Here is a 24,941-nt window from a genome sequence, read left to right as displayed (position 1 = left end):
AATAAGTGAAGGAGATAGATATATGACTATCATGTTAATTGTATTTTTTGTTTTGCTTTTTTTGAATATGCCTGTTGCATTTGCAATCGGAATTTCGGGAGTTGTCTATTTCTTATCAGCAGATATTCCTAATTCACTGGCTATTCAACAATTTGCTACTGGAACTCAGTCATTTCCGTTATTAGCAGTTCCCTTCTTTGTACTAGCCGGTCATATTTTAAATGCTTCGGGGATAACTAGCAGATTAATAAAATTTGCAAACATTTTAACTGGCCATATGATTGGCGGTCTGGCACAAGCTTCCGTTTTGCTGAGTGCAATGATGGGCGGTATATCCGGCTCTGCTACAGCAGATGCAGCAATGCAAAGCAGAATAATGACGAATGATATGCTGCGAAGAGGGTATTCAAAAGGTTTTTCAACAGGGTTAATTTCTGTCAGTTCCATTATTACAGCAACATTTCCTCCAAGTATTGGTTTAATCTTATATGGATTTATTGGTGGAGTTTCCATAAATAAACTGTTTATTGGAGGAATTATTCCAGGGATACTTCTGACAGTAGCATTAATGGTAAGTGTATATTTTGTTGCTAAAAAAAATAATTATGATCAGAATAATACATTTACACCTCCAACCATGAAAGAAGTTGTCATTAGTTTTAAGGATTGTATATGGGCAATTTTATTTCCAATATTGCTGATTGTCGGGATTCGGTTTGGTTTATTTTCTGCTTCAGAAGGTGGAGCAGTAGCAGTTGTTTATGCGATGACGGTAGGATTTTTCTTTCATAGAGAATTAAGCTGGAAAAAATTAAAAGCATGCTTAAAAGACGCAGTGACAGATAATAGTATGATTATGTTAATTATAGCATCTGCTTCTATTTTCAGTTATGTGATAGCTTTTGAGAATTTCCCTAGAACGATGTCTCAGTTTGTAACAGGTATAACTGAAAATTCACAATTATTATTTCTCTTAATTTTGTTATTTGTATTTATCGCCGGCCTTTTCATGGAAGCTACTGCAAATAATTTAATGCTAACACCGATATTCCTTCCGATTGCAGAAATGGCAGGAATTGATCCAGTTCATTTTGGAGTAGTAATGGTTGTTCTGATTACATTTGGAGGTATGACACCGCCTTTGGGAGTTACCATGTTTGCTGTTTTATCCATTACAAAAACCGGCGTTGTGGAGTACACCAAAGGAGCCTTGCCATTTATAATAACCGTGCTTGCAGTAATTGTTATGATAGCAATGTTTCCAAGTATAGTATTATTTTTACCTAATTTATTACTAGGTCCATAGGTAGCAATAAACACTTTCATATAGACTAAGTTGTATACAATGTATGTATAAAGATGAATTTATGTAACTATATAGGAAATACTTGATACGCCGTATGTGGCTTTTATAAAGGGGGAAGTAACTGATTGGATTTGATTACATCTTTTTTGTGGCTTAGTAGGGCTTCACAAGGAATACGAGCTTTATAAACTTATAATTAATAACGATAGGAGTGGTGTTATGAAGAAACTGTATTGCTTTTTGTTAGTTGCTGTTGGTCTGGTACTTTTAACTGCCTGTGGCTCAGAAGGTGCAGAAGGAAACGATGGAGAATATACGTTACGTTTGGGTGTTACACAAAATGAACAGAATGCAGAATATCAAGCAATATATCAATTTAAAGAAGCTGTAGAAGAGCGGTCGGCTGGGGAAATTGAAGTAGAAACATACCATAGTGATCAATTAGCAAATATCCCGGATTTAATTGAACAAGCTTCTCTTGGAGCAGATGTAGGAACAGTTACAGATGCTGCACAATTAAGTGATTTAAAAAAGGAATTTTCTATTATACAATCTCCATTTATGTTTGAGGATATTAGTGAGATGGAACAATTTTTAGAGTCAGATTTATATCAGGAATGGGTAGAAGAATTTACTGAGCAGGGAATCCGGATTCTTTCATTTAATTTTCAATTGGGAGAAAGAAATTTAGCGACAACACATCCAGTTACAAATGCTGCTGATTTTAAAGGATCTGTCATAAGGACAAGCGGGGCAGAAATTGTAAACGCTACTGTTTCTGCGATGGGAGGATCTCCGACCGGTATGCCATGGACAGAAGCTTATCCGGGTTTAGAACAGGGCGTTATTGATGGTGTTGAGGCTCATAATACAGCTATATATGAGTCAAGCATGTATGAAGTAATCAATCATATTGCGAAAACAAATCACTATCAATTGGTTTCAGCATTAATAGTCAGTGAAGAATGGTTTGACAGTTTACCAGAGGAGTTTCAAGAAATCGTTTTAGAAGAAGCAAAAGCAGCTGGAGAGACAGCCTCTGAAATGAGTATGGAATCCTCTAACGAGTATGAAGGATTAATGAAAGAAGCTGGTGTCGAGTTTCATGAGGTAGATCGTGAAGAATTTAAAGAGCTGGCTGACAGCGTGTATGAAACAATGGGCTTACAGGAAATAAGAGATGAAGTGAATGCAGTATTAGGAAAATGAGTTGAATTAAAAATTGCTGGGAGGAATTAGCATGAAGATATTAGCATCTGCTGAATTACCACAAGAAAATCAAGTTCATCTAAACAAAATATTTCCAGATGACGATTTTATTTTTTGTAATAATATGGAGGAAGCAGAAGATTATCTTGCGGATGTTGAAGTATTAATCACTTATGGTACAGATTTGACAGAAGCAGTGATTCAGAAGGCTTTTAAGTTAAAGTGGATAATGGTTATCGCTGCCGGTGTAGACCAGCTTCCCTTTGAAGAATTAAATAAGCGAGGGATTCTGGTTACAAGTGCTAAAGGTATTCATAAAGCACCGATGTCTGAATATGTATTTTTTGTATTAATGCTGGTTTACAGAAAAGGGAAAGTATTGATAGAAAATGAGAAAAATAGGGTTTGGACGCGGGATATTCATATGGAAGAGATAACAAACAAAACCATGCTGATTGCAGGAACTGGTATTTTAGGCAGAGAAATCGCAAAAATAGCGAAAGCTTTTCAAATGAGAACCATTGGAGTTTCAAGGAGCGGAAGACAGGTAGAGTATTTTGATACGAATATTACGTTTAAAGAGATGGATACGTACTTGCATGAAGCAGATTTTGTGGTTTCTATACTTCCCAGCACTCCTGAGACAAAAGGTTTCTTTCAGTATAAACATTTCGAATTAATGCCTAAGCATGCAGTATTTGTAAATATAGGAAGAGGCGATGCAGTAAGTGGGGAAGATGTGCTGAAAGCTATACATGAAGAGGAGATATCGCATGCAGTATTAGATGTATTTGAACAAGAGCCTCTTCCGGAAAATCATCCATTTTGGGAAGAAAAAAATATTACGGTGACGACACATTTATCAGGAGTTTCTCCGCATTATTTCGATAGAGCATTGGATATATTTTCTGAGAACCTGAAGAAATATAAAAGTAAAAATAACGATATGATAAATATTGTAGATGTAAAGCAAGGGTATTAGTATTCCTGTTATGCGGTGAAACTTAATTTAACGGGCGCTTTTTCCGTTAAATTTTAGTTGAACCAATCAGGAGATGTAGTGCTCCGTTTTTCCCTATCCATATTAATATATTCTTTCCATATGTAAAAAGGGAAATGACGGACACTCATGCTGTGATACATTAAATTAAAAATGATATTTCCCTAAAATAATTTCAAACGATAATAATTCCTATTGTCAATCAATCATGATGATAGGAATTTTTTTATTACATTTTAAGAAAGTATTAAAAATTTAAGGAGTTAAGTATAAGTGTAACTAAGGTTGTCGCCTAAAGGCTTGGTGACAACCAAGTTTTCTAATATTGTAAATCGTTCAAATTAATTTCCGGAATACTTAATGATATAATTTAATAGAAGTATCATATTACATAAATAGAATAGGATAGTTTTCAAAAACAGGAGGAAATAGAAATGACACAAGCATGGCATCAGCATAAAATGCGCGTCCAATACAAAGATACAGATCAAATGGGAGTTGTTCACCACGGAAATTATATTACGTGGTTTGAAGTGGCCCGGACAGAGTGGATGAGACACTTTGACATGTCTTATCATGCCCTGGAAGAACAAGGGCTGCTTTTACCAGTATTGGATGTGAATGCTGTTTATAAAAGCTCAGCAAAATTTGATGATTTGGTCGTATTATTTACACGAATTGATGAATATTCACCAATTCGGTTAGCTTTTGCATATGAAGCAAGAAGAATTACGGAAGAAGATTGGCGAGCATATGGACTGACAAGCTCTACAGTAGTGGAGCCTTACGGGGAATTACTGACAACGGGAAAAACAACACATATGTGGGTGAATGAAGCATGGAAGTCCGTAAAGCTTCGTAAGACACATCCGGATTTGTATGAGCAGGTGAAGAGGATTGTTGATTAGATAGCATAGAGGAGGAGTACAAGATGATGTATGACGTTATTATTATTGGAGCAGGGTCCATGGGAATGTCAGCCGGCTATTACTTAACAGAATCAGGTCAGAGGGTGGCGCTTATCGATTCAAATGACCCTCCGCACGAAAAAGGCTCCCATCACGGGGAAACGAGATTAATACGGCATGCTTATGGAGAAGGAGGTAATTATGTTCCGCTGGCCTTACACTCTCAAAGGTTATGGGAAGAGCTGGATAAGAGGACAGAGGAGCGAATCTTTTTAAAGACCGGTGTGCTTAATTTTGGTCCCAAAGGAAATGTGTTCTTGGATACTGTTCAGAAATCGGCGGAGGAGTATCATCTTCCCTTGGAAGTGTTAACAGCAGAAGAAATCAATACACGCTGGCCGGGCTTTCAATTAGATACTGGTTCTATTGGGTATTTTGAGAAAAATTCAGGCGTGCTGTACAGTGAAAATGCTGTTCGAGTTTATCGGCAGCTAGCAGAACAAAATGGTGCAGAACTATATACAAACAGCTATGTACAAGCCATTGAAACCACAGCTGATCAAGTTACTGTGAAATTAACAGATGGTGAAGTCAAAGGAAAAAAGTTGCTCATCTCTGCTGGAAAAGGAACGAATCAAGTGACAAAGCTTCTTGGCGTCACTTTGCCCCTTACACCGGTTCGCAAGACATTCTCCTGGTTTAAAGCAGCAGAGGATATCAATTATAATGAAGGATCGTTTCCAGGCTGGGGATATGTTGATGAGGAAAGTACATATTATGGTTTTCCAAGTATTGATGGAGCCGGGATAAAAATTGGCAGGCATGATGGGGGACATCCATTAGAAGATCCTAAAAAGCTGGAGCCATTTGGAGCGTATCCGGAAGATGAGCAGGAAACGTCAGCTTTTGCACAGAAGCATTTTTCTAAAGATATGGAGCTGAAAGAAGGCAGAGTATGTACGTACACCAATACGCCAGATGAAGATTTTATTATTGATTACTTACTAGGGCTTCCAAATATTGTTGTCGCTTGCGGATTCTCCGGGCATGGTTTTAAATTTGCCAGCGGGATTGGTGAAAGCTTAGCAAGAATGCTGACAGGAGAAGCGTTAGCAGTAAGTTTAGAGAGCTTCCGGGTTAGCCGGTTTAATCATCGTTGAAAAGAAAAGCAAAGGTGCATCCATGTGAATTATGGGATGTCCCTTTGCTTTAGTTCTGAAAAAATTTAAGAAACAGCTGTAATTTTGGCAGAAGAGGATAGCTGTTTCATGTTTTAATACATGAATGAAGCAGGTTGTAGCTATATGTAAAAATATTTCAATTTAGGCTAGACATAATTATCTGATTTTTGGTATGATAGAGGGCGTCTCTTATTTTATTGAAAGGGTAGAAAACCAATACGGCTTCGATTGTATCACTCTTTAGAAATATTAGATTGAATTGTTTGAATTTTGTTAACAACAAGCTGTTAGCAAAAGTATTTTTAGGAGGATTTGAAAGTGAAAATATTAGAAAGAATCAGTACCTTTGCAGGGAACACCTTTGCCCTTTGGGTAATTTTAGTTGGAATAATCAGTTTCCTGTTCCCGGCTGGATTTACTTGGATTGCACCACATGTAAGTCTGTTATTAGGAATTATTATGTTTGGCATGGGATTAACTCTTACACCTAAAGATTTTAAAAATGTAATAAAAACGCCTAAAAGTGTTTTTATTGCAGTCCTTGCACAGTATACGATTATGCCGCTTATAGCATACGGTCTGGCAGTCGTTTTTCAATTGCCGCCAGAGATTGCAGTTGGTGTTATTCTGGTTGGTTGTGCTCCGGGAGGAACTGCATCAAATGTCATGACATACTTAGCAAAAGGAAACACAGCATTGTCGGTATCAGCAACGACTGTTTCCACTTTATTATCGCCAATTTTAACACCAACATTAACACTTCTCTTTGCGAGCCAATGGATGGAAGTATCGTTTGCGGAGATGTTTATTTCAATTATACAAGTAGTACTTATCCCAATTATTTTAGGGTTTATTATTCGGTTATTTTTCCGTGAACAAGTAGAAAAAAGCATAGCCGTCTTACCGCTTATTTCTGTTATCGGGATCGTTGCAGTTGCTGCAGCGGTTGTATCCGTAAATACAGAAGCTATTGCAACCTCAGGTCTACTGATTTTTGGGGTGGTTGTGCTTCACAATATTTTAGGATTATTACTTGGTTTTCTGGCAGCTCGAATATGTAAGCTCAGCTTTCCGGATCAAAAAGCTGTTTCGATTGAGGTGGGCATGCAGAATTCCGGTCTTGCCTCAAAACTAGCCTTAGATTTTTTTACAAACCCGGTAACCGCAGTTCCAAGTGCACTTTTTAGTGTTTGGCATAATATTTCCGGACCGATCCTGGCAACATTCTGGTCAAAATACGATGAAAAGAAGAATAAGTAATCAAAAACCTCCGGCAGATATCTATCTGTCGCAGGTTTTTTAATGCAGTGATTCGATCTCTTTTTTACTTATTTTTTGTCCCCAGGCAGTAACCTGTCCGGCAGCGATAGCTTGTACTAGAATTTGTCCATCTTTTAATGCACTGCCGGGAATAATGGAGGGAAGGGGTTCTGAGAGCAGCTTTCCTTCCATATTATAAAAAAGATAGCCTTCTTTTTCATCTGTAATAAATGAATTTATTTTCATATTTGGTAATATAAGTAACGTTAATTTATCTGTATCATTCCAGATTACCTTCACGACCGTTTTCTTTTTCTGTTTATTCTCAACGAATGCTTTCCATTTTAGAATAGAGATACTTTCTTCCATATGGATTTATTTCCTCCTGCATCAATGAACTAATGAATAACTTGCAAAAATAGTATAACAGATTCCGTTTCTTTTTGCTTATAAAACCTGAATTTGGATAACTTCCTATGAAAATGGAAGGATGATGGATGATTTTAATGTTTAAAGAATGTAAACTGCGGGTAAAGACTGAAAATCATAGAATTCATCTATTTTTTCTGAAATATGGATGAATAGTGAATTTTTAATAAAAATGGATTTTTGTTATACTTAGAGTTATCCACAGAAATAAAAACAATGATGAGGGGGTAATTTTGGATGTTTAGCAAAAAGAAAAATTGGGTTTTCATGCTGGTACTTATTTTATTATTTGGTTTAGCTGCATGCGGTGGTGGAGATGATACTTCGGGAGATGACGGGGAATCAGGTGACGGTGATTATGATTTGAATGATTCATACACAGTTGTAAGCGATAACTCTTTTGTACCGTTTGAATTTATGGAGGATGGAGAGCTGGTCGGATTTGATATTGAATTAATTACAGCAATTGCAGAAGAGGCTGGATTTGAAATTGATGGAGAGATTCAGACAACGAACTTTGATGGTATTATTCCAGGTTTACAGACCGGGCAATTTGACATTGCAGTTGCTGGTATAAGTATTACGGAAGAGAGAAAAGGTACGGTTGATTTTAGTGACCCTTATTATGAATCAGGTATTACTATTGCTGTACCGGAGGATAACGAGGATATTAACAGCTTGGAAGATTTAGAAGGAAAAACGATTGCAACCCGGCTGGGCTCTACCAGTGCACAGTTTCTGGAGGAAAACTTAGAGGATAAAACCATTGATACTTATGAACAGCTGGATCAGGTATATATGTCTGTTGAGAATGGCAGTGCCGATGCAGCCGTATATGATCTTCCGAACGTAGAGTATTATATTGCTACAACTGGTGATGGATTAAAAGCCGTTGGTGAGACATATCAGGCAGAAGATTATGGAATTGCAATTTCAAAAGGAAATGATGATTTAGTAGCTGCGATTAATGATGCACTGGCTGCATTACATGACAATGGGACATATGATGAGATTTATGATAAATGGTTCGGTGCTTCAGAGTAATATAATAAAAAAGCAAGTCTAAAAGAGGATGTTCAAAAAGTGATTTATTTGGTTACTGAATGATGAAAGGAAGTTTTTTTCTATAAGAGCTGTTGATTTCTTCACATATGGTTGAGAACACTTGAGTGAACCTTACAATGCAGTGATTGTGAAATAAAATGCTCGATAGAAATATTGGCTAACCGAAAATCATTGATAAAGTTGACTTTGCAGGGATGAAACAAGGAGCTGGCAATCCATGCACAGCTCCTTGTTTTATTGATTAGAGGAGTGAGGACATGTTTGATTTTGGACAGGTTATTGACTTTTTACCACAATTAAGAACAGGTTTGTATTATACATTATTAATCTCAGTTGTCGGGTTATTAGCAGGGTTTGTATTGGGAGCTATTTTTGGCTTAGGAAGGATCTCTAAAAATAAGTTCTTTTTTGTTATTGCTTCTATTTATGTAGAGGTTGTCCGAGGCACACCAGTACTTGTTCAGGCGATTTGGATTTTCTTTGCATTGCCGATTATTACACAATATAATATGGATTCGATTACTGCCGGGATTGTCGTTATTGCAATCAACTCCGGAGCATATATTGCGGAGATTGTCCGTGGTGCTGTGGATTCGATTGATAAAGGTCAAATGGAGGCAGGGCGTTCCTTAGGGTTAAATAAACACCAGACAATGCGTTATATCATTTGGCCGCAGGCATTTAAACGGATGATTCCGCCGCTGGGAAACCAATTTATTATCAGTATTAAAGATACCTCCTTATTATCTGTTATTCTAGTACCGGAATTAATGTTCCAGGGCAGATATATTGCATCGAATCATTTTAATGCTGTAGAGATTTATACAACAGTAGCCTTGTTTTACTTAGTAATTAATTTCAGTTTATCCTTATTACTGCGCTATATAGAAAGAAGGTTGAATTATTAATGATTACCGTACAGGATTTACACAAAAGCTTTGGAGATAACGAGGTCTTAAAAGGTATTCATTGTGAAGTGGAAGAAAAAGAAGTGGTATGTGTGATAGGGCCAAGCGGATCAGGAAAGAGCACTTTTTTACGGTGTCTCAATTTATTAGAGGATATAACAAGCGGAGATGTTATTGTTGATGGCTATAATCTAAAGGATAAAGCAACGGATATTAATATGATTCGTACAGAAGTAGGGATGGTATTCCAGCAATTTAATTTATTTCCTCATAAGACAGTAATAGAAAATGTCATGCTGGCTCCCAGAAAGGTACGTAAAATATCAGCAGATGAAGCAAGAAAACGTGGAGAAGCTTTATTGGAAAAGGTAGGTCTTGCGGAAAAGGCAAATCAATATCCTTCCCAGCTGTCGGGAGGGCAGCAGCAGCGTGTCGCAATAGCACGTGCACTTGCTATGGAACCGAAGCTGATGCTTTTCGATGAACCGACTTCTGCACTTGATCCAGAACTTGTCGGAGAGGTTTTAGAGGTAATGAAGCAGTTAGCAAAAGAAGGGATGACCATGGTTGTTGTTACGCATGAAATGGGATTTGCCAGAGAGGTTGCCGACAGGGTGTTCTTTATGGATGAGGGAATTATTATGGAAGAAAATACCCCGGAAATGATTTTTACAAATCCTGCTTCGGAGCGGACAAAAAACTTTTTGAATAAGGTTTTATAAGTACAAAATTAGGCAGGCTACGGAATGTTAATCATGCATCGAAGTCTTAAAAATAAAAATAGACACGTATAAGGAGAAGAACCGGTTCTCAAAATGAGTGAACCGGTTCTTTCTATGCAGGATAAACCCAGCTATTGATCAACGCAGTGATACTTTCCTGATTACTTTTAAAGCCTTGCATCCATAACCAGGTGAAGAAGCCGGTCAGGAGGATAAGAAGAATAATAATGATAACTGCACAGGATCCCTTCACATGGGCTCACCTCTTTTCATCATTTATTATATCATTGCAGATTTCACGTCATAATGATCTAAAATGATATCGAGTTCTTGATTCAAAGCTAATTTTGCAAGCTGCTGTCCAAGATAGGGTCCCATGGTTAGCCCGGTTGAACCGAGGCCGTTCGCAAGTAGTATATTGGGATGCCCGGGCAATTCACCGATAACTGGAAGAAAACCAGGCGTATAGGGGCGAAAGCCGACCCGGGTTTCTAATACGGTCGCTTCTGCTAAATCCGGTGCAATAGCAAGTCCCTGCTCTAAAATTTCCTGTACAGCAGCGGCAGTAACCCGATAATCAAAATCAACCTTATCCTCATGTGTCGAGCCAATTACAAAACGATTGTCCTCCTGCGAAAGTAAGTATTTATTTCCGGGCGGCATCACAACAGGCCAATCAGCTGTTTTTAAGCCGGGGATTTCCAAATGCATGATTTGAGCACGCTGGAAAAAGACATCTAACGGAATGTCCAGAGCTTCCATTGTTTCCTTCATCCAGGCACCATTTGCTAAAATAACTTTTTCAGCCTCTATCATTTCCTGATTGCAGACGACACCTGTTACCGTATTTCCTGTCAGATGCAATGCTGCGTTTCCAGATAAAAGTACAGTACCATTAGCTTTCGCTGCGTTTTTCAAGGATCGCAATAATTTTCTTCCATCAACTCTTGCAGCACCACTAATGAAGACTGCTTGATAATCCTTATCCAGAATTGGAAATCGTTGATATGTTTCTTCTGCATGAAGTCTGATGATATCCCCGATTTCCGGAGCGTCTTCCCGTCTTTTATATGCTCTTTCTTCCATGCGGTCTAATTTGACCGTATCAGTATGCAGACTGAGTGCACCGACCTGTTTATAGCCTGTATCCTTTTCGCCGAGCGCCTCTAAATCAGCTATTAAAGCTGGGTATAGGTGAGCGCCATTTTTAGCAAGATGATACCATTTTTTATTACGGCGCTGAGAAATCCAGGGGCAAATAATTCCGGCAGCAGCATCTGTTGCCTGTCCCTTATCATGCCGGTCAATCAAAATAACCTCTGTACCTTGTTTAGAAAGATAAAAGGCGGTGCTGGCACCTAAAATGCCGCCGCCGATAATAACATAGGGTTTACTCATTTTTATCCTTTGCAACAACCTGATGCATCGCTTTGATCTTGCCAAGATGCTCCGCTTCGTGGAAGGCAAGCATAATCAGCAAATCTCCCTGAGTTTCCACACTGCCGAACGGGACTTTAAACTGTACATTTGATTTCCAAAATAAATCATTAAATTCATTGATACGCTGTTGCTGCACCTCTAAAGCTTCTAATAATGCTTCTAAGCTGGGCGGCTCTTCTTTCCAATCCTTTGGACTTGTTCCTGAGCTGAAAAGCTGGGCATAGCCTGCGGGTATATTCTCTGATTTTTTAGGATAGCGGAATAAGAATTTTTCCATGGTTACGAGTGTATGGCCTAAATGCCAGCGAATCGTATTATTAAAATAGTCTGCCTGTACATCAATTGTGCTCACGTCCAGTTCGGAAGCAAAGGTGAGTAAAGCAGTACGTGTTAAATTAAATTGTTTTCTTGTCATTTCATAAATCCCTCCAATGAGATTAATTATAATCTAATAATGATTATTTTTACAGTATTTCGCAGCAAAGCGAAAAATATTTCTTGGCAGGTAAGAAAGTATAAACTTGCTTACTGCATAAGCGCAATGGTTTTCGGTGGGCCGAGTAATCGCAGTCCCAACTATGGTTGCCACCTAAAGGCTTGGTGACAACCAAGTTTTCTAACAGAGCAACTGGCTGGTTGATTCACCTAATGAATCAGAAGAGGAGGAACTTTCCTGACTAAAGATTCACTTTATCGTTTTTTCTTTAGAAATAAGATTAGGACTAGAGCATGGAGCGGTAAATATGATAATCTATATATGGAAAGTTTGTCGAGGGAGGAAATCAAAGATGTCAAAAACACTTATTTTCGGACATAAAAATCCAGATACGGATACCATTTGTTCCGCATTAGCTTATGCTGATTTAAAAACAAAGCTGGGGGAAGAAGTAAGTCCTGTACGTTTAGGGGAAGTAAATGGAGAAACACAATTTGCTTTAGATCAATTTGGTGTAGAAGCACCGGCACTTGTTCAGGGATTGGAAGATGGCGCTGATGTTATTTTAGTAGACCATAATGAATTCCAGCAAAGTGCGGATAACATTGAAAATGCTGTGATTCGTGAAGTAATTGATCATCATCGCGTATCTAATTTCCAAACAAAAGAGCCGCTTTATTTTCGTGCGGAGCCAGTAGGCTGTACAGCAACGATCTTAAACAAGATGTACAAAGAAAACAATGTTGAATTGGATAAAAATATCGCCGGATTATTATTATCTGCTATTATTTCTGATTCTTTATTATTAAAATCACCAACCTGCACAGAAGAAGATGTAAAAGCAGCGAATGAATTAGCTGAAAAAGCAGGAGTAAGCTTAGAAGAATACGGCTTAGAAATGCTAAAAGCCGGTGCAGATATCAGCGATAAATCAGTCCAAGATCTGATTACATTGGATGCCAAGGAATTTGCGATGGGCGATGCCAAAGTAGAAATCGCGCAAGTAAATGCAGTCGATGTCAGTGAAATCTACGAGCATCATGATGAATTAGTAAGTGAAATTACAGCGACAGTGAATGAAAAAGGGTTAGATTTATTCCTGTTTGTTGCAACAGATATTCTGAATAATGATTCAGAAGTATTAGCAGTAGGATCTGCAAAGGATAATGTTGAAAAAGCTTTTCATGCTACGTTAGATGCAAATGACCGTGCTTTATTAAAAGGTGTGGTTTCCCGGAAGAAGCAGATTGTGACAGCTTTAACAGAGCAGTTTTAAATTATAATGCGAGAGCTCTGAAAGCATTCCTTTTATAAAAGTAAGACATATAAGAAAAAATAAACGATATAGTCATAAGCATCCCTTTACCTGATTGGTGAGGGGATGTTTTAATATTGTTAAACCTAATAAGAAATAGCTTTTAGCAATTAAAAAGAAATTTTCAAAATTCATATCTGATAAACTCAAGGAAAAGGAGGCTTTTTTCATGTCAAAGAAGGATAGAACGGATACTGCATCAAGAGTAATTACAGCATCACCACAGACTATATATCAGGCATTTGTAAATCCGGAAGAATTAATTTCATGGCTGCCACCCAAAGGAATGTCAGGTCGCATTGATAGTTTTGATCCTCGAAAAGGCGGAACGTATAGGATGACCCTTACGTACGAAATGGATAACTCGCATCCGGGTAAAACCTCAGAAAATTCGGATGTGACCCAAGGAAGATTTTTGGAGCTGGTTCCAGATAAACGGATTGTACAATCTGTAAACTTTGATTCTAAGGATCCGGCATTTTCAGGTGAGATGATACAAAAATGGTATTTTGAAACTGTTTCAGAGGGTACAAAGGTTACTATCGTTTGTGAGAATGTACCTGAAGGAATACGAAAAGAAGATCATGACATTGGTTTAAAATCGACACTGGAGAATCTCGCTGGTTTTACAGAATAAAGGATGATACAAAGATAGAATTCCATTAAAATCAAAAGTACCAATTCATGTAAACTGGTGCTTTTGATTTTATTTTTTTGCATCGTAATCATTAGTCATTTATTGTATTATTTTTCTTTATCAACAAGCAATATATTCATTTAATTTTTTTGTTGATTAAATAAATAAACAGATGTAATATAGTATTATAATCACATACGAATAAAAGGTGGGATAAAAGTATGAAAAGGTTTCTCTTAGGTATATCTTTAATCGGTTTAATCAGTGGTGGAGTGTTAGTGAGCCATGCCAGCCATCAACAGAATCAATTCGCAGATATTCCCGGTCATCATTCTATAGATGATTCAGAAAACTATGACATCCCTGGTCATCATTCCGTTGAAGAATCTGATATTCCCGGTCATCATAATCAAGGGTAGCCCTTTGTAGTATTATTGTTGCTATGTTTTCTATAATTATTAGAGATTAGATAATGATTGAATTGAATAGGCTAAAAATATTAACTATGGCTGTAATGAGTTCATGCTTTATGGAATTCATTACAGTCTTTTTATACCGTCTAAAAAAATACATAAAAAATCATTATTTAAATTGTCGCTGCTTTTCTGATAGGTACTGAATGAGTGTGTGTAGATATCGTATGGCAGGCCTTGAAAAATGAGATTATTTTTAAATGAATATATGGTCTATTATAATTAATAATATATAACTGAACTTTGCTGAATTGAATGAATTATTATTTTATGGTATAAATAATGAATAATTACGCATTAATTATTTCGGTGAAAAATCAGGCAGTCACCGTTAGCTAAATCTTAAATCTAATACATTATTGCAGTTAATAAAATGGAGGTAGATCATGGAGCTAAATATAGGGGCAAATATCAAAAAAAGGCGGCGGGAATTAGGTTTTACGCAGCAAGAGCTTGCATCAGGCATTTGTACACAGGCCCAGATTAGTAACATAGAGAAAGGTCAATTAAATCCATCCTGTCTCGTTCTCTTTAACATAAGCCAAAAATTATTAGTAGACATGAATTATTTTTTTGGATCAAGCCCAGAAAAAAATAATGGGCATTTTAATGAGATCAAAAATATGATAAATCAATTAAAAGAACAGAGAAATTACGCTTCTATTAAATATATTGCTGAAAATGAATTACAACAAAATACAATCACTTCTTATGAGCAGCGATATTTACAATGGCATCAAGCAATTTCAGACTATTATTTATCGAATCGACTGGAAGAAAGTGTGCAGTTTCTGAAAGAATTAATCGTAGAAGATGAAAATGATGATGATATCTTATTAAATATTAATATTCAAATAAGTATTGCTATTATGTATCAGGAAGAAAGGAATTACGAAAGTGCACTTCGGTTATATGAACAGGCACTGGATGAATTGAATAAAGTAAAAGGTTTTGATGATTTCTACACAGAATTAAAGCTTCTTTTTGGTTTATCACAAACCTTGACGTATTTAGGGAAATATAATGATTCCAAAAGATACTGTTTGAAAGCTGTTTCCATTTGTACCAATAAAAATACACTGCATTTTCTTCCGGATTGTTACTACCAGCTGGGGAATAACCTGATCAAATTAAATCAAATAGAAGATGGAATAAAATATATTCAAATTGCTCTTACCTTATTTAAAATTAAAGAAAATACCACTATGGTGAATACATTAAATGAAAAATTAGAAAGCTTGGTTGAGATAAATAATAAATAAAATCATATTGTATATTGAATTATTGTTTTTGTGAGTTTTTATATAGAGATATTTTAAACCATCCATTTTTAAAGAGTGATGGCTTTTTCTCAGGGTTTAAATATCTTATTGTTAAACGGCTGGAATTGATTCAGAGCATACTGAATGAAGATCAGTCCTTTTTAATTGCCCCAAAAGCATAATAAACAAGCCGGTAAACGTATAAATCAATAAGCACCTATACAGGATGGAGCGATGATGATGAAAATTGATGCTGTGTTTTCAGGCGGGGGCGTGAAGGGTTTTGCTTATGTTGGCGTGCTGGAATCCTGGGAAGAGAATAATCTGCAGGTAGAACGTGCAGCCGGAACTTCTGCCGGAGCTATTATAGCAGCGCTTTTAACTGCAGGCTATGACTGTAAGGATATTAACGAATTAATGAAAATATTAGATGTTCAAAGCTTGGCTGATCCGCCGTTATTATCAAAATTAGTGCCGGTAACAAAGTGGTTATTTCTCTATTTTCAATTAGGGTTATATAAAGGAGAAAAGCTGGAAGCGTGGCTGAAGGAAGTGTTAGCCAGGCGGAATATATATCAATTTAGTGATTTAAAACCGGATGCATTAAAGGTGGTGGTCAGTGATTTATCTTTAGGGAAATTAGTTGTTATTCCGGATGATTTAGAACGTGTTTACGGACTTCATCCGGATACCTTTTCAGTAGCAGCAGCTATTCGTATGAGTGCAGGCTTTCCATACTTTTTCATGCCAAAAAGAATACAAGGTAAAAATAAAGGTAAAAGTGTGATAGTAGACGGCGGCCTGTTAAGTAATTTTCCACTGTGGATTTTTTCTGAAGCTGAGAAGAAACAAGCTCGTCCAGTGATTGGAGTGAAATTAACCGATCCTGCTGCATCTGTTGAACCACGGGAAATCAGAAATGCACTCCAAATGTTTCCTTCCCTTTTTGCAACAATGAAACAGGCACATGATAACCGTTATATTTCAAAGCATCAATCAAATCATATTATTTTTGTTCCTGCCCCTGAACAGAATTCCATGAATTTTAATATTACAGAGGAAAGCAGGGAGAAGCTGCGACAAATTGGAAAAGAATCCAGCGAGAAATTTTTGCGTACATGGAGCGGTTAATGGTTTAAAAAGATTTGATGATATAGTACTGGAAATAGATAAAGTAATTGTATCTATATAAGTTGAAATAACAAATTAAATCAAGCGTTCATAAAATCAGCAAAAACAATAGATTTACACAGGGAGGACTTAAGATAGAAAAGGAATTTGTAGGTATATGCAGCGTTTGCGGGAAAAATATTTACTGTCATAACGGTTTTTTAGAAGGTGTTATACAGGAAAACCATATATTAATCTGTTTTTATTGCCATGAAAAAGGGGCTTAAATCCGGAAGCCCCCTTCAACAATATAACATATAACAACTCATTTAAGCTTATGAAGATACACGCTTCTTTTTCTTCGTTTTATTCCCCTCAATAACACGTAAATGACTTGCCTTTTTAGGATTTCTTTTCTTTTGACTTGTTTTCTGATAAGCTGATCCGGCTGATTTTGCAGACTGTTGGTGACCATACTTCGATTTAGATTGTTTCACAGCCTGCTTATATTTTTTCATATTATCCCGCTGCCGTCCGGAAGGCTGCTGCCTACGTATGAGAAGGAAATAAACCAATCCAAAAATAACTGCCCCTATTCCAATCGAAATTAATAGCCTTGATAGAAATGCGACTGTATTTCCAAATAGCTGTGTAAATAATCCGAAAGCCGCAAAAGCAACAATGACATAAACAAAAATAGATACTGCTTTATTTCTCAATTGAAATCCTCCTTTCTCACACATGATTTATGCTTTTATTTTACCATATCCTGCTAGAGTATGTCTGTTAAGGAACTTCTGCTCAGCCTGCCCACGTCCTGTAGAAGCTTCTCTCCTGTTACTTATTTATTCCCTCTTTTCAAGAAAAATATTCCCACAGATTATGAGAAAGCTGATTTTATCGCAGTGTAAATGACTGGGACTGCGATTACTCGACCCATCGGAAACATTTGCGATTACCCGCCCCATCGAAGAGCTTTTGTAAGACTCCCGCATCAAGAAATAAAAAAGCCTGTCATTTCTAAATGGGGGATGAAAAGAAAGGCCTTGATGGATGAGTTTTCACTTTATCATACTCGTTGCTGTATTTGGTCATACTAGAGGGTGGAGGTGTTTAACAATGAGGCGTATGTCAAAGAAACAGCAAATAAATGATAATGAAGAATCTGTATTAAAAAAATCGATGTATACAGGCTTTATCGGTGGAATTGTATTCAGTCTGATTGCAAGTGCCATGTATTATTTTAATTTTTTGGAGGTTCATCCCAAGGCCTATCTTTTAACGTCCTGGGTATCTAATGCCTGGACAGATACTTGGCTGGGTATTTTTATAACAACTATTTTGGCTGGAGTAGTCTCTTTGCTTGTGGCTTTTTTATATTATTTGCTTTTCAAAAAAATAAAGTATATGTGGATGGGGATCATATACGGCTTTATTTTATGGGCGCTCCTGTTTCTTTTATTCCGGCCGATATTTAGTGATATACCATCTGTCATGGAATGGTCATTGAATACCTGGGTAACAACGATCTGTTTGTTTATTTTATATGGAACATTCATCGGATATTCCATCTCCTATGATTATATGGACTCGAAGCAAACAGAAGATATGATCAAAAAAAGCTAGAATTCTTCTGAAGTTATTCAAACTTCGCCTATATATGATAAAATGATTTATGATACTTAAGTTTTTGGAGAGGATGAACCGTTTTGACGAAACTGGATCGTTTGCGTGAAAAACTAGAAGAAAGTAAAGTCGATGCGATAATGATCGATAGTCCATATAACAGACGTTATATTACCAATTTCACCGGGACGGCTGGAACAGCGTTAATTACAGCAGATAAAGCTGTATTTATTACAGATTTTCGTTATACAGAACAAGCGGCTGAGCAGGCGGTAGCATTTGAGATTGTTGAGCATAAACAAGGGATGAATCAAGAAATTGCCAAACAAATCGATAAGCTTGGTGTGAAAAGATTAGCTTTTGAGAAAAACTATACAACTTACAGCCAATTCGAAGTGTATCAAAGTCAATTTTCCCAGGAATTAGTTCCTGTAGAAGGAATCATTGAAGCGTTGCGTATGATTAAGACACCGGATGAGCTGGAGATTATGAAAAAAGCTGCGAAAATTGCTGATGACGCATTTGCACATATTCAATCGTTTATCGAGCCTGGTGTGCCGGAAATAGATATATCGAATGAATTGGAGTTTTTTATGCGCAGACAGGGTGCGACTTCATCAAGCTTTGACACGATTGTAGCTTCAGGCTTACGTTCAGCTTTACCGCATGGTGTAGCATCCACTAAAAAAATTCAGGAAGGCGAGCTTGTGACACTGGATTATGGTGCATTATATGATGGTTATTGCTCTGATATCACAAGAACAGTAGCTGTTGGAGAAATTTCTGTAGAGTTACGTGAAATTTATGATATAGTATTAGAGGCGAATCTTCGTGGAGTAAAAGGAACGAAAGCCGGTATGACCGGGAAAGAAGCAGATGCTTTAACCAGAGATTATATTACGGAAAAAGGGTTTGGCGATCGTTTCGGTCATTCAACAGGTCACGCTTTGGGAATGGAAGTACATGAAGGTCCCGGACTGTCTACCCGGTCAGAAACAGTATTAGAGCCGGGAATGGTAGTTACCGTCGAGCCTGGAATATATGTACCGGGACTGGGCGGCTGCCGTATTGAGGATGATATCGTTATTACAGAAGAGGGTAACGAGCGGCTGACATCTGCTCCAAAAGAATTAATCCAATTATAAGCGCGTGAACAACCTCTTAAGAGGTTGTTAAAACACGCACAATAACCAAGGGCACAGGAGGAAAAGATATGATTTCAGTAAATGATTTTAAGACAGGTTTAACGATTGAGGTAGATAATGATATTTGGCAAGTAATGGAATTCCAGCATGTAAAACCAGGTAAAGGTGCGGCGTTTGTTCGTTCAAAGCTGCGTAATTTGCGTAATGGAAACATTCAGGAAAAAACGTTCCGTGGCGGAGAAAAAGTTGGTAAAGCACATATCGAAAATAGCAAAATGCAGTATTTATATGCTTCCGGCGATGCTCATGCATTTATGGATACATCAACGTATGAACAAATTGAAATTCCTGCAAGCCAAATCAAAGAGCAATTGAAATTTATTAAAGAAAATATGGAGGTTTCCGTGGTAAGTTATCAAGGGGAAATCATTGGCGTTGATCTTCCAAACAACGTTGAGCTTGCTGTAACAGAAACAGAGCCTGGCATTAAAGGAGATACTGCAAGTGGCGGCTCCAAACCAGCTACATTAGAAACAGGGCATACGGTACAGGTTCCTTTCTTTATTAACGAAGGAGATGTTCTCGTTATTAATACAGCAGATGGAAAATACGTTTCCAGAGCATAGTTTTTAGTGCTCCATGCGGAACGTGACCATCTCGAAGTAAGGATAATTGGTGGAAAGCTTATATAATTATTTATTGCATAAAAAACAAGCAGTTTGCTTCTCATGAGGCGACTGCTTTTTTTTATTATCAAGAAATATATCCAGCGCATAATTTCATTTTAAAATCATATAACTCTAAGTAAAACCAGCTAAAGATGTATTTTTGAGGAAAAGAGGTTTTAGGATGAATGAGATTTTGCGGCTTTTCCCACCATCATATCAAGGCCGGATAAACGACTTCGTAGGTCATCGCTGGTCTCAGCTTCAGGAAATCCGGGTACGTATTCATCAAAAAATAGAATTTATTTTTGATTCCTCTGTTTGCTGGCTGGACAAGCCATTACCAGATAAAAAGGAAGCTGTTTATATATTGAATCAGCTCAGTGAATATTCTTTATATCGGCTGGAAGAAGAGTTGCGTAATGGATTTATTACGATTGAAGGCGGTCACCGTGTCGGCATTGCAGGGGGAATTATTACAGCAGATCAAAAAGTAAAAGCAATTCAGCCGGTATCCTTTTTTAATATTCGTATTGCCAAGCAAAAAAAAGGCTGTGCAGATATGCTGATGCCTTATATCTATGACGGTGCGTATTATCATACCATGATTCTTGGTGCTCCGCAGTCTGGAAAAACAACGATGATACGTGATATTTGCAGGCAGATAGCCAGTGCATCTGATCTGAATCGTTCGAAAAAAGTAACGATTGTCGATGAACGCTCAGAAATAGCTGCATCGATCCGCGGGGTTCCACAGCATGATATAGGGGGGAGGACAGATGTGTTAGATGCCTGCCCTAAAGCAGAAGGAATGATGATGGCTATCCGGACGTTATCCCCTGATATTCTAATCGTTGATGAGATCGGCACGGACAAGGATGTGGAAGCGATTATTGAGGCATCACAGGCAGGTGTGAAAGTTATTTGCACATTGCATGCAGGAAGTATGTCTGATTTGTACCGGCGTTTATCGATCCAAAAAATATTACAGGAATCCATTTTTGAGCGCTTTTTACTCTTAGGACAAGGAAAAAGAATTGGGAAGCTTATCAATGCTTTTGACAGAGACGGGAAGCAAATCAGTCTCAAGCAAAGAGGTGGTGACATTGAAGTGGATTGGCGTGCTGCTTTTAATTAGTATGTCTACAGCACTTGGATGGGAATGGGGCAAAGCATTAAAACAGCGCCCCAGGCATATTCAATTATTATTACAATCACTTCAGATTTTAGAGGCGGAAATGGTATATAGTCAAGTTCCGTTACAAGAAGCATTTCAAATAATTGGTAAGAAATTACGAGGTCCAGTTGCTCTATTTTATCTAGAGCTGGCGAAGGATCTGGAAAATAAGGAAAAAGACTTCGATGACATATGGCAAGGATGTGCGCAACGATTAATTGGAAGATCCTCCCTGCAACAAAGCGAGCTGGAAATATTGATTCAATTTGGCAGAACACTTGGTCAGCATGATATAGAGCAACAGCAAAAACACTTAAAATTAACAAATCTTTATTTAGAAGAGCAATGGAAAAATGCCACCGAACGTTTTCAAACGTATGGGAAGCTGTCGAATGTGTTAGGACTTCTATGCGGTATCTTTCTAGCGCTTTTATTTATTTAAAATGCGTGAATATCCTCTTAAAGGGAAATTGATGGCATTAGGGAAGGGGCAAGGATATGTTTGTGGATGCATTAATTCTATTTCAAATTGCTGGTATCGGCATTATTGTTGCGCTTATCCATACGATTTTAAAGCAGATGGGCAAGGAGGAAATTGCACAATTTGCCACATTAATCGGTTTTATACTCGTTCTGCTCATTGTAGTGAATGGACTCTCCGATTTATTTCAGCAAATTAGATCTGTATTTCTATTTTAATTACGGGTTCAGAAATTCGCCGTATTATTTTTGAACATCCCTTATAAGGAGATTGGATATGGATATTCTCCAAATTACGATTTTAGGTGTACTAGCCAGCATATTATATATCCTTCTGAAAGAGGTTCATGCTTCCATTGCTTTTTTAATTATTCTTATTACAGGCATTGTAATCTTTTTCTCCATTATTCAGCAAATCCAATTAATATTTGAAACCATTCAAAGGCTTGGCGACCAGGCTAATGTGCAAGGGCTTTATTTGACAACGATTTTAAAAATTATCGGTATCTCCTATATTGCTGAAATCGGTGCGCATCTAACCAAGGATGCCGGTCTGAATTCTGTATCAAAATACATTGAATTAGCAGGAAAAATATTTATTTTACTGCTCGCGGTTCCTATTATTACTGCGGTCATTGAAGCAATTATCGGTTTTATCCCTAATGTTTGATGACGGAAGAAAACGAGGCCGGGAAAGGGAGTATCCAAATTGTTCAGAATACCTGCCAGACTGCTCCGAGTGCTTTGCATGCTATTCATTGCCTTTATTGTTATTCAAGGAAATCCGGTTGCCGTTCAAGCTGTGGATGCCCCGATGACGGATGAGGAAGAAGAGACGCTGCAAAATACCTTATTAGATGAGATTTCGCTTGATGAGATTCAATCCTATTGGGATCAGTTAATCATGGAATATGGTGATAACCTGCCTGATTTACAAAAAATTAGTATCTATGAATGGATTAAGAATGGAAATAACTTTTCGATTCAGGATATTCTGCTGTATTTTTTACGCTATCTTCTGCATGAACTGATTGTTAATGGGAAGCTTTTAGGAACGCTTTTGATGCTGACTTTATTTGCAGTTGTTCTACAGTCGATTCAGTCAGCTTTTGAACAGACAACAGTCAGTAAGGTTGCTTATTTTGTTGTTTTTCTCGTCTTATTGTTTATTGTATTGAATAGTTTTTATCTGGCGACCTCCTATACAAAAGAAGCTATAGATACGATGCAAAGCTTTATGATTGCACTTCTTCCACTCGTACTGGGGATGATGGCGAGCTTTGGAAATGTGATTTCTGTCTCGTTTTTTCATCCGATTATCATTTTCTTTATTCATTTTAGTGGTGTGTTTATTTCAGCCTTTGTCCTGCCCTTATTGTTCCTCTCCGCCATGCTGGTGATTATCAGCAGCTTGAACAGTCATTTTAAAGTAACGCATTTAGCGAATCTGTTTAGAAATGTTGCAGTTGGAAGTCTCGGTATTTTCTTAACTATTTTTTTGGGAGTTATTTCTGTCCAGGGTACAGCAACAGCAATTCAAGATGGAGTAGCGATGAAAACAGCAAAGTTTGTAACAGGAAATTTTATACCCGTATTAGGGCGGACCTTTACAGATGCCGCAGATACGATTCTTAGTGCATCGCTTATTTTAAAAAATGCAGTCGGGATGATTGGTCTGTTTATTATTTTATTTATTGTCGCCTTTCCCGCTTTGAAAGTAGGCGTTATTGCAATTATTTATAAACTGGCAGCTGCCATATTGCAGCCGATTGGCGGGGGGCCGATTATACAGTGCTTAAATACAGTGAGTACGTATATTTTATTTATTCTGGCCTGTCTATTGGCTGTGTCTCTGATGTTCTTTCTGGGGATTGTTATTATTGTTGCAGCAAGTAATCTGACCGTCTTACTGAGATAGGGGTTGATGAGAATCGATATATTTACAGACTGGGTGACACAGATCATTTTATTTATTATTCTGGCCTCTGTGATTGATTTGCTTATTCCAGCGAATCACCTGCAAAAATATGTACGGCTGGCCATTAGTTTAATCTTAATTTTGATTCTGCTTCAGCCTGTTTTTTATTTGTTTAATACGGATATAAATTCAGCGATATCAAGCTCGATGAACAATATAGAGAGCCAGCTTCACGGACAGCCCTCGATAGAAAATCAAATCGATTTAGAAAAAAGAGAAATAGAAAGTGGACAAGATGCATATATTTTAGAACAAATGGCTATTGAATTGGAAAAAATAGCGGCTGATTCTTTGAGAGAGGAATTTGATGCAGAGATTGCCTCTATTGATTTCCAATTTTCTGTAACGGACTCCGTATCCTATGAGGAGCTGACAGAGGTCATTGTTTATATAACAGAATCAGAGCCAGGGGAAGGAGCGATGAATACGGTTGAAGATGTTGTTATTGAATGGGGCAATGAGGAGGAAGAGCAAGCAGATGAATTATTACAAGAGATCGAGGTCCTTTTAAAAGAGATTTGGGAAATTGAGGAGAAAGAAATAACGGTCTATTGGGAAGGAGAGGGACTTTGAAAAATAAACTAACTCACTTTTTAAAACAGACCACAGATAGGGAACAAGCTTCAGGAAAAGAACAAAAACAACCATCTAAAAAAATAGGATTTATTGTCATTTTAGGGTTAGTAGGGATTCTATTTATGATTATCAGTAATGTATTAAAACCGGAACAGGAGGTCCAGCCCGCTCCTTATGACGATTCGCAGATAGAAATTTCGGAAGAGACAGCGTCAGAAGCTGCAGATGATGGAGTGAAAGAACTGGAAGATGAATTAGGTGAGCAGCTGGCCGGCATGCTGAATCAAATGAACGGTGTTTCCGAAACGGAAGTCATGATTAATTTAGAAGCTACCAGCGAGCATGTGTATGAAAAAAATAGAACGACAGGACAGCAAACGACAGATGAAACAGATCGAAATGGAGGCTCCAGAGTAGTGGAGGATCAGACAGATGATCATCAGGTCGTACTTTACCGTCAAGGGGATCAGGAAATCCCTTTACTTGTACAAACAAAACAGCCGGAAGTACGGGGGGTATTTATTGTTGCACAAGGTTTGGAAAGCCAATCGATGAAAAGTCAAGTCATTGAAGCAGTATCCAGAGTGTTAGATGTCCCTTCACATAAAATTTCAGTGATGCCTAAAAATTAAG

29 protein-coding genes are annotated in these 24,941 nt (G+C 37.5%); 24 read left to right on the top strand and 5 right to left on the bottom strand.

Annotated features, from left to right (window positions below; all coding sequences use genetic code 11):
• Positions 1-22 precede the first annotated feature (22 nt).
• From FLK20_RS18585 to FLK20_RS18560, 6 genes are all read left to right on the top strand, one after another.
• On the top strand, positions 23-1,306 hold the full coding sequence (locus tag FLK20_RS18585; RefSeq protein ID WP_152658086.1) for a TRAP transporter large permease: 1,284 nt from the start codon (positions 23-25) through the stop codon (positions 1,304-1,306).
• A gap of 219 nt (positions 1,307-1,525) precedes the next feature.
• Complete coding sequence (locus FLK20_RS18580; protein WP_152658085.1) at positions 1,526-2,515, top strand: C4-dicarboxylate TRAP transporter substrate-binding protein; 990 nt, start codon at positions 1,526-1,528, stop codon at positions 2,513-2,515.
• 31 nt (positions 2,516-2,546) lie between these two features.
• The gene (locus FLK20_RS18575; RefSeq protein WP_152658084.1) at positions 2,547-3,497 is read left to right on the top strand and encodes a D-2-hydroxyacid dehydrogenase; all 951 of its coding nucleotides are present in this window, start codon (positions 2,547-2,549) and stop codon (positions 3,495-3,497) included.
• A gap of 452 nt (positions 3,498-3,949) precedes the next feature.
• Entirely contained in the window at positions 3,950-4,423 is a 474-nt protein-coding gene (locus tag FLK20_RS18570) for an acyl-CoA thioesterase (protein WP_152658083.1), read from the top strand.
• A gap of 23 nt (positions 4,424-4,446) precedes the next feature.
• Positions 4,447-5,583: an N-methyl-L-tryptophan oxidase gene (gene solA, locus FLK20_RS18565; protein WP_227995154.1), complete on the top strand. Its 1,137-nt coding sequence runs from the start codon at positions 4,447-4,449 to the stop codon at positions 5,581-5,583.
• A gap of 339 nt (positions 5,584-5,922) precedes the next feature.
• Positions 5,923-6,864 (top strand): bile acid:sodium symporter family protein, encoded by a 942-nt coding sequence (locus FLK20_RS18560; RefSeq protein ID WP_152658082.1) that lies wholly within the window; start codon positions 5,923-5,925, stop codon positions 6,862-6,864.
• Positions 6,865-6,903: 39 nt separating this feature from the next.
• Here the strand turns inward: FLK20_RS18560 and FLK20_RS18555 are convergent, their stop codons facing one another.
• Positions 6,904-7,233 carry a hypothetical protein gene (locus FLK20_RS18555; protein ID WP_152658081.1) on the bottom strand — a complete coding sequence of 110 codons (330 nt, stop codon included), beginning with the start codon at positions 7,231-7,233 and terminating at the stop codon, positions 6,904-6,906.
• A 297-nt stretch (positions 7,234-7,530) separates the two neighbouring features.
• Between FLK20_RS18555 and FLK20_RS18550 the strand changes: the two genes are divergently transcribed.
• From FLK20_RS18550 to FLK20_RS18540, 3 genes are all read left to right on the top strand, one after another.
• Entirely contained in the window at positions 7,531-8,337 is an 807-nt protein-coding gene (locus tag FLK20_RS18550) for a transporter substrate-binding domain-containing protein (RefSeq protein ID WP_152658080.1), read from the top strand.
• Between the two features lie 278 nt (positions 8,338-8,615).
• Positions 8,616-9,266, top strand: a complete 651-nt coding sequence (locus FLK20_RS18545) for an amino acid ABC transporter permease (RefSeq protein WP_152658079.1) — start codon at positions 8,616-8,618, stop codon at positions 9,264-9,266.
• Positions 9,266-9,988 carry an amino acid ABC transporter ATP-binding protein gene (locus tag FLK20_RS18540; protein WP_152658078.1) on the top strand — a complete coding sequence of 241 codons (723 nt, stop codon included), beginning with the start codon at positions 9,266-9,268 and terminating at the stop codon, positions 9,986-9,988. Before FLK20_RS18545 ends, FLK20_RS18540 begins: the two co-directional genes overlap by 1 nt.
• Before the next feature lie 112 nt (positions 9,989-10,100).
• On the opposite strand, the gene FLK20_RS21735 is transcribed toward FLK20_RS18540, so the two are convergent.
• The 3 genes from FLK20_RS21735 to FLK20_RS18530 are packed head-to-tail and all read right to left on the bottom strand — an operon-like array spanning position 10,101 to position 11,843.
• The gene (locus tag FLK20_RS21735) at positions 10,101-10,241 is read right to left on the bottom strand and encodes a hypothetical protein (protein WP_194165683.1); all 141 of its coding nucleotides are present in this window, start codon (positions 10,239-10,241) and stop codon (positions 10,101-10,103) included.
• Between the two features lie 26 nt (positions 10,242-10,267).
• Positions 10,268-11,386 carry an NAD(P)/FAD-dependent oxidoreductase gene (locus FLK20_RS18535; RefSeq protein WP_152658077.1) on the bottom strand — a complete coding sequence of 373 codons (1,119 nt, stop codon included), beginning with the start codon at positions 11,384-11,386 and terminating at the stop codon, positions 10,268-10,270.
• The gene (locus FLK20_RS18530; protein ID WP_152658076.1) at positions 11,379-11,843 is read right to left on the bottom strand and encodes a DinB family protein; all 465 of its coding nucleotides are present in this window, start codon (positions 11,841-11,843) and stop codon (positions 11,379-11,381) included. Before FLK20_RS18530 ends, FLK20_RS18535 begins: the two co-directional genes overlap by 8 nt.
• 373 nt (positions 11,844-12,216) lie before the next feature.
• Between FLK20_RS18530 and FLK20_RS18525 the strand changes: the two genes are divergently transcribed.
• The 5 genes from FLK20_RS18525 (at position 12,217) to FLK20_RS18505 (ending at position 16,682) form a co-directional block, all read left to right on the top strand.
• Positions 12,217-13,140: a manganese-dependent inorganic pyrophosphatase gene (locus FLK20_RS18525; protein WP_152658075.1), complete on the top strand. Its 924-nt coding sequence runs from the start codon at positions 12,217-12,219 to the stop codon at positions 13,138-13,140.
• Positions 13,141-13,348: 208 nt separating this feature from the next.
• A complete protein-coding gene (locus tag FLK20_RS18520; RefSeq protein ID WP_152658074.1) occupies positions 13,349-13,816 on the top strand; it encodes an SRPBCC family protein in 468 nt (155 codons plus the stop codon).
• 221 nt (positions 13,817-14,037) lie between these two features.
• On the top strand, positions 14,038-14,235 hold the full coding sequence (locus tag FLK20_RS18515; protein WP_152658073.1) for a hypothetical protein: 198 nt from the start codon (positions 14,038-14,040) through the stop codon (positions 14,233-14,235).
• Positions 14,236-14,675: 440 nt separating this feature from the next.
• A complete protein-coding gene (locus tag FLK20_RS18510; RefSeq protein WP_152658072.1) occupies positions 14,676-15,551 on the top strand; it encodes a helix-turn-helix domain-containing protein in 876 nt (291 codons plus the stop codon).
• Positions 15,552-15,788: 237 nt separating this feature from the next.
• Positions 15,789-16,682: a patatin-like phospholipase family protein gene (locus tag FLK20_RS18505; RefSeq protein WP_370453213.1), complete on the top strand. Its 894-nt coding sequence runs from the start codon at positions 15,789-15,791 to the stop codon at positions 16,680-16,682.
• A gap of 314 nt (positions 16,683-16,996) precedes the next feature.
• On the opposite strand, the gene FLK20_RS18500 is transcribed toward FLK20_RS18505, so the two are convergent.
• Positions 16,997-17,380 (bottom strand): SA1362 family protein, encoded by a 384-nt coding sequence (locus tag FLK20_RS18500; protein ID WP_152658071.1) that lies wholly within the window; start codon positions 17,378-17,380, stop codon positions 16,997-16,999.
• Positions 17,381-17,780: 400 nt separating this feature from the next.
• On the opposite strand from FLK20_RS18500, the gene FLK20_RS18495 reads away from it, so the two are divergent.
• The 10 genes from FLK20_RS18495 (at position 17,781) to spoIIIAG (ending at position 24,940) form a co-directional block, all read left to right on the top strand.
• Positions 17,781-18,287: a YqhR family membrane protein gene (locus FLK20_RS18495; protein ID WP_227995153.1), complete on the top strand. Its 507-nt coding sequence runs from the start codon at positions 17,781-17,783 to the stop codon at positions 18,285-18,287.
• Positions 18,288-18,370: 83 nt separating this feature from the next.
• Positions 18,371-19,432, top strand: coding sequence for a M24 family metallopeptidase (locus FLK20_RS18490; RefSeq protein WP_152658070.1), 1,062 nt, complete (start codon positions 18,371-18,373; stop codon positions 19,430-19,432).
• A gap of 68 nt (positions 19,433-19,500) precedes the next feature.
• The gene (gene efp, locus FLK20_RS18485; RefSeq protein WP_152658069.1) at positions 19,501-20,058 is read left to right on the top strand and encodes an elongation factor P; all 558 of its coding nucleotides are present in this window, start codon (positions 19,501-19,503) and stop codon (positions 20,056-20,058) included.
• A gap of 223 nt (positions 20,059-20,281) precedes the next feature.
• The gene (gene spoIIIAA, locus FLK20_RS18480; protein ID WP_152658068.1) at positions 20,282-21,235 is read left to right on the top strand and encodes a stage III sporulation protein AA; all 954 of its coding nucleotides are present in this window, start codon (positions 20,282-20,284) and stop codon (positions 21,233-21,235) included.
• The gene (gene spoIIIAB, locus FLK20_RS18475) at positions 21,204-21,716 is read left to right on the top strand and encodes a stage III sporulation protein SpoIIIAB (protein ID WP_152658067.1); all 513 of its coding nucleotides are present in this window, start codon (positions 21,204-21,206) and stop codon (positions 21,714-21,716) included. Before spoIIIAA ends, spoIIIAB begins: the two co-directional genes overlap by 32 nt.
• Before the next feature lie 56 nt (positions 21,717-21,772).
• Positions 21,773-21,973, top strand: coding sequence for a stage III sporulation protein AC (gene spoIIIAC / locus FLK20_RS18470; RefSeq protein ID WP_042534715.1), 201 nt, complete (start codon positions 21,773-21,775; stop codon positions 21,971-21,973).
• Positions 21,974-22,031: 58 nt separating this feature from the next.
• Positions 22,032-22,424 (top strand): stage III sporulation protein AD, encoded by a 393-nt coding sequence (gene spoIIIAD / locus FLK20_RS18465; protein WP_152658066.1) that lies wholly within the window; start codon positions 22,032-22,034, stop codon positions 22,422-22,424.
• A gap of 78 nt (positions 22,425-22,502) precedes the next feature.
• Positions 22,503-23,672, top strand: coding sequence for a stage III sporulation protein AE (gene spoIIIAE / locus FLK20_RS18460; RefSeq protein ID WP_152658107.1), 1,170 nt, complete (start codon positions 22,503-22,505; stop codon positions 23,670-23,672).
• Between the two features lie 6 nt (positions 23,673-23,678).
• Positions 23,679-24,305 (top strand): stage III sporulation protein AF, encoded by a 627-nt coding sequence (gene spoIIIAF, locus FLK20_RS18455; RefSeq protein ID WP_227995148.1) that lies wholly within the window; start codon positions 23,679-23,681, stop codon positions 24,303-24,305.
• A complete protein-coding gene (gene spoIIIAG, locus FLK20_RS18450) occupies positions 24,302-24,940 on the top strand; it encodes a stage III sporulation protein AG (protein WP_227995146.1) in 639 nt (212 codons plus the stop codon). Before spoIIIAF ends, spoIIIAG begins: the two co-directional genes overlap by 4 nt.
• Position 24,941: the final 1 nt, after the last annotated feature.

Origin of the sequence: Oceanobacillus sp. CFH 90083, from assembly GCF_009389585.1 — a bacterium.
In the GTDB taxonomy this organism is placed as follows: Bacteria; Bacillota; Bacilli; order Bacillales; family Amphibacillaceae; genus Oceanobacillus.
Note: the sequence above shows the minus strand (reverse complement) of the source record. Positions and strands in the feature narration are given on the sequence as shown.

Coding starts and splice junctions, on each gene's coding strand:
- FLK20_RS18585 (WP_152658086.1), top strand. CDS start 23: ATGACTATCATGTTAATTGTATTTTTTGTTTTGCTTTTTTTGAATATG.
- FLK20_RS18580 (WP_152658085.1), top strand. CDS start 1,526: ATGAAGAAACTGTATTGCTTTTTGTTAGTTGCTGTTGGTCTGGTACTT.
- FLK20_RS18575 (WP_152658084.1), top strand. CDS start 2,547: ATGAAGATATTAGCATCTGCTGAATTACCACAAGAAAATCAAGTTCAT.
- FLK20_RS18570 (WP_152658083.1), top strand. CDS start 3,950: ATGACACAAGCATGGCATCAGCATAAAATGCGCGTCCAATACAAAGAT.
- solA (WP_227995154.1), top strand. CDS start 4,447: ATGATGTATGACGTTATTATTATTGGAGCAGGGTCCATGGGAATGTCA.
- FLK20_RS18555 (WP_152658081.1), bottom strand. CDS start 7,233: ATGGAAGAAAGTATCTCTATTCTAAAATGGAAAGCATTCGTTGAGAAT.
- FLK20_RS18550 (WP_152658080.1), top strand. CDS start 7,531: ATGTTTAGCAAAAAGAAAAATTGGGTTTTCATGCTGGTACTTATTTTA.
- FLK20_RS18545 (WP_152658079.1), top strand. CDS start 8,616: ATGTTTGATTTTGGACAGGTTATTGACTTTTTACCACAATTAAGAACA.
- FLK20_RS18540 (WP_152658078.1), top strand. CDS start 9,266: ATGATTACCGTACAGGATTTACACAAAAGCTTTGGAGATAACGAGGTC.
- FLK20_RS18535 (WP_152658077.1), bottom strand. CDS start 11,386: ATGAGTAAACCCTATGTTATTATCGGCGGCGGCATTTTAGGTGCCAGC.
- FLK20_RS18530 (WP_152658076.1), bottom strand. CDS start 11,843: ATGACAAGAAAACAATTTAATTTAACACGTACTGCTTTACTCACCTTT.
- FLK20_RS18525 (WP_152658075.1), top strand. CDS start 12,217: ATGTCAAAAACACTTATTTTCGGACATAAAAATCCAGATACGGATACC.
- FLK20_RS18520 (WP_152658074.1), top strand. CDS start 13,349: ATGTCAAAGAAGGATAGAACGGATACTGCATCAAGAGTAATTACAGCA.
- FLK20_RS18515 (WP_152658073.1), top strand. CDS start 14,038: ATGAAAAGGTTTCTCTTAGGTATATCTTTAATCGGTTTAATCAGTGGT.
- FLK20_RS18510 (WP_152658072.1), top strand. CDS start 14,676: ATGGAGCTAAATATAGGGGCAAATATCAAAAAAAGGCGGCGGGAATTA.
- FLK20_RS18505 (WP_370453213.1), top strand. CDS start 15,789: ATGATGAAAATTGATGCTGTGTTTTCAGGCGGGGGCGTGAAGGGTTTT.
- FLK20_RS18495 (WP_227995153.1), top strand. CDS start 17,781: ATGAGGCGTATGTCAAAGAAACAGCAAATAAATGATAATGAAGAATCT.
- efp (WP_152658069.1), top strand. CDS start 19,501: ATGATTTCAGTAAATGATTTTAAGACAGGTTTAACGATTGAGGTAGAT.
- spoIIIAA (WP_152658068.1), top strand. CDS start 20,282: ATGAATGAGATTTTGCGGCTTTTCCCACCATCATATCAAGGCCGGATA.
- spoIIIAC (WP_042534715.1), top strand. CDS start 21,773: ATGTTTGTGGATGCATTAATTCTATTTCAAATTGCTGGTATCGGCATT.
- spoIIIAD (WP_152658066.1), top strand. CDS start 22,032: ATGGATATTCTCCAAATTACGATTTTAGGTGTACTAGCCAGCATATTA.
- spoIIIAE (WP_152658107.1), top strand. CDS start 22,503: ATGCTATTCATTGCCTTTATTGTTATTCAAGGAAATCCGGTTGCCGTT.
- spoIIIAF (WP_227995148.1), top strand. CDS start 23,679: ATGAGAATCGATATATTTACAGACTGGGTGACACAGATCATTTTATTT.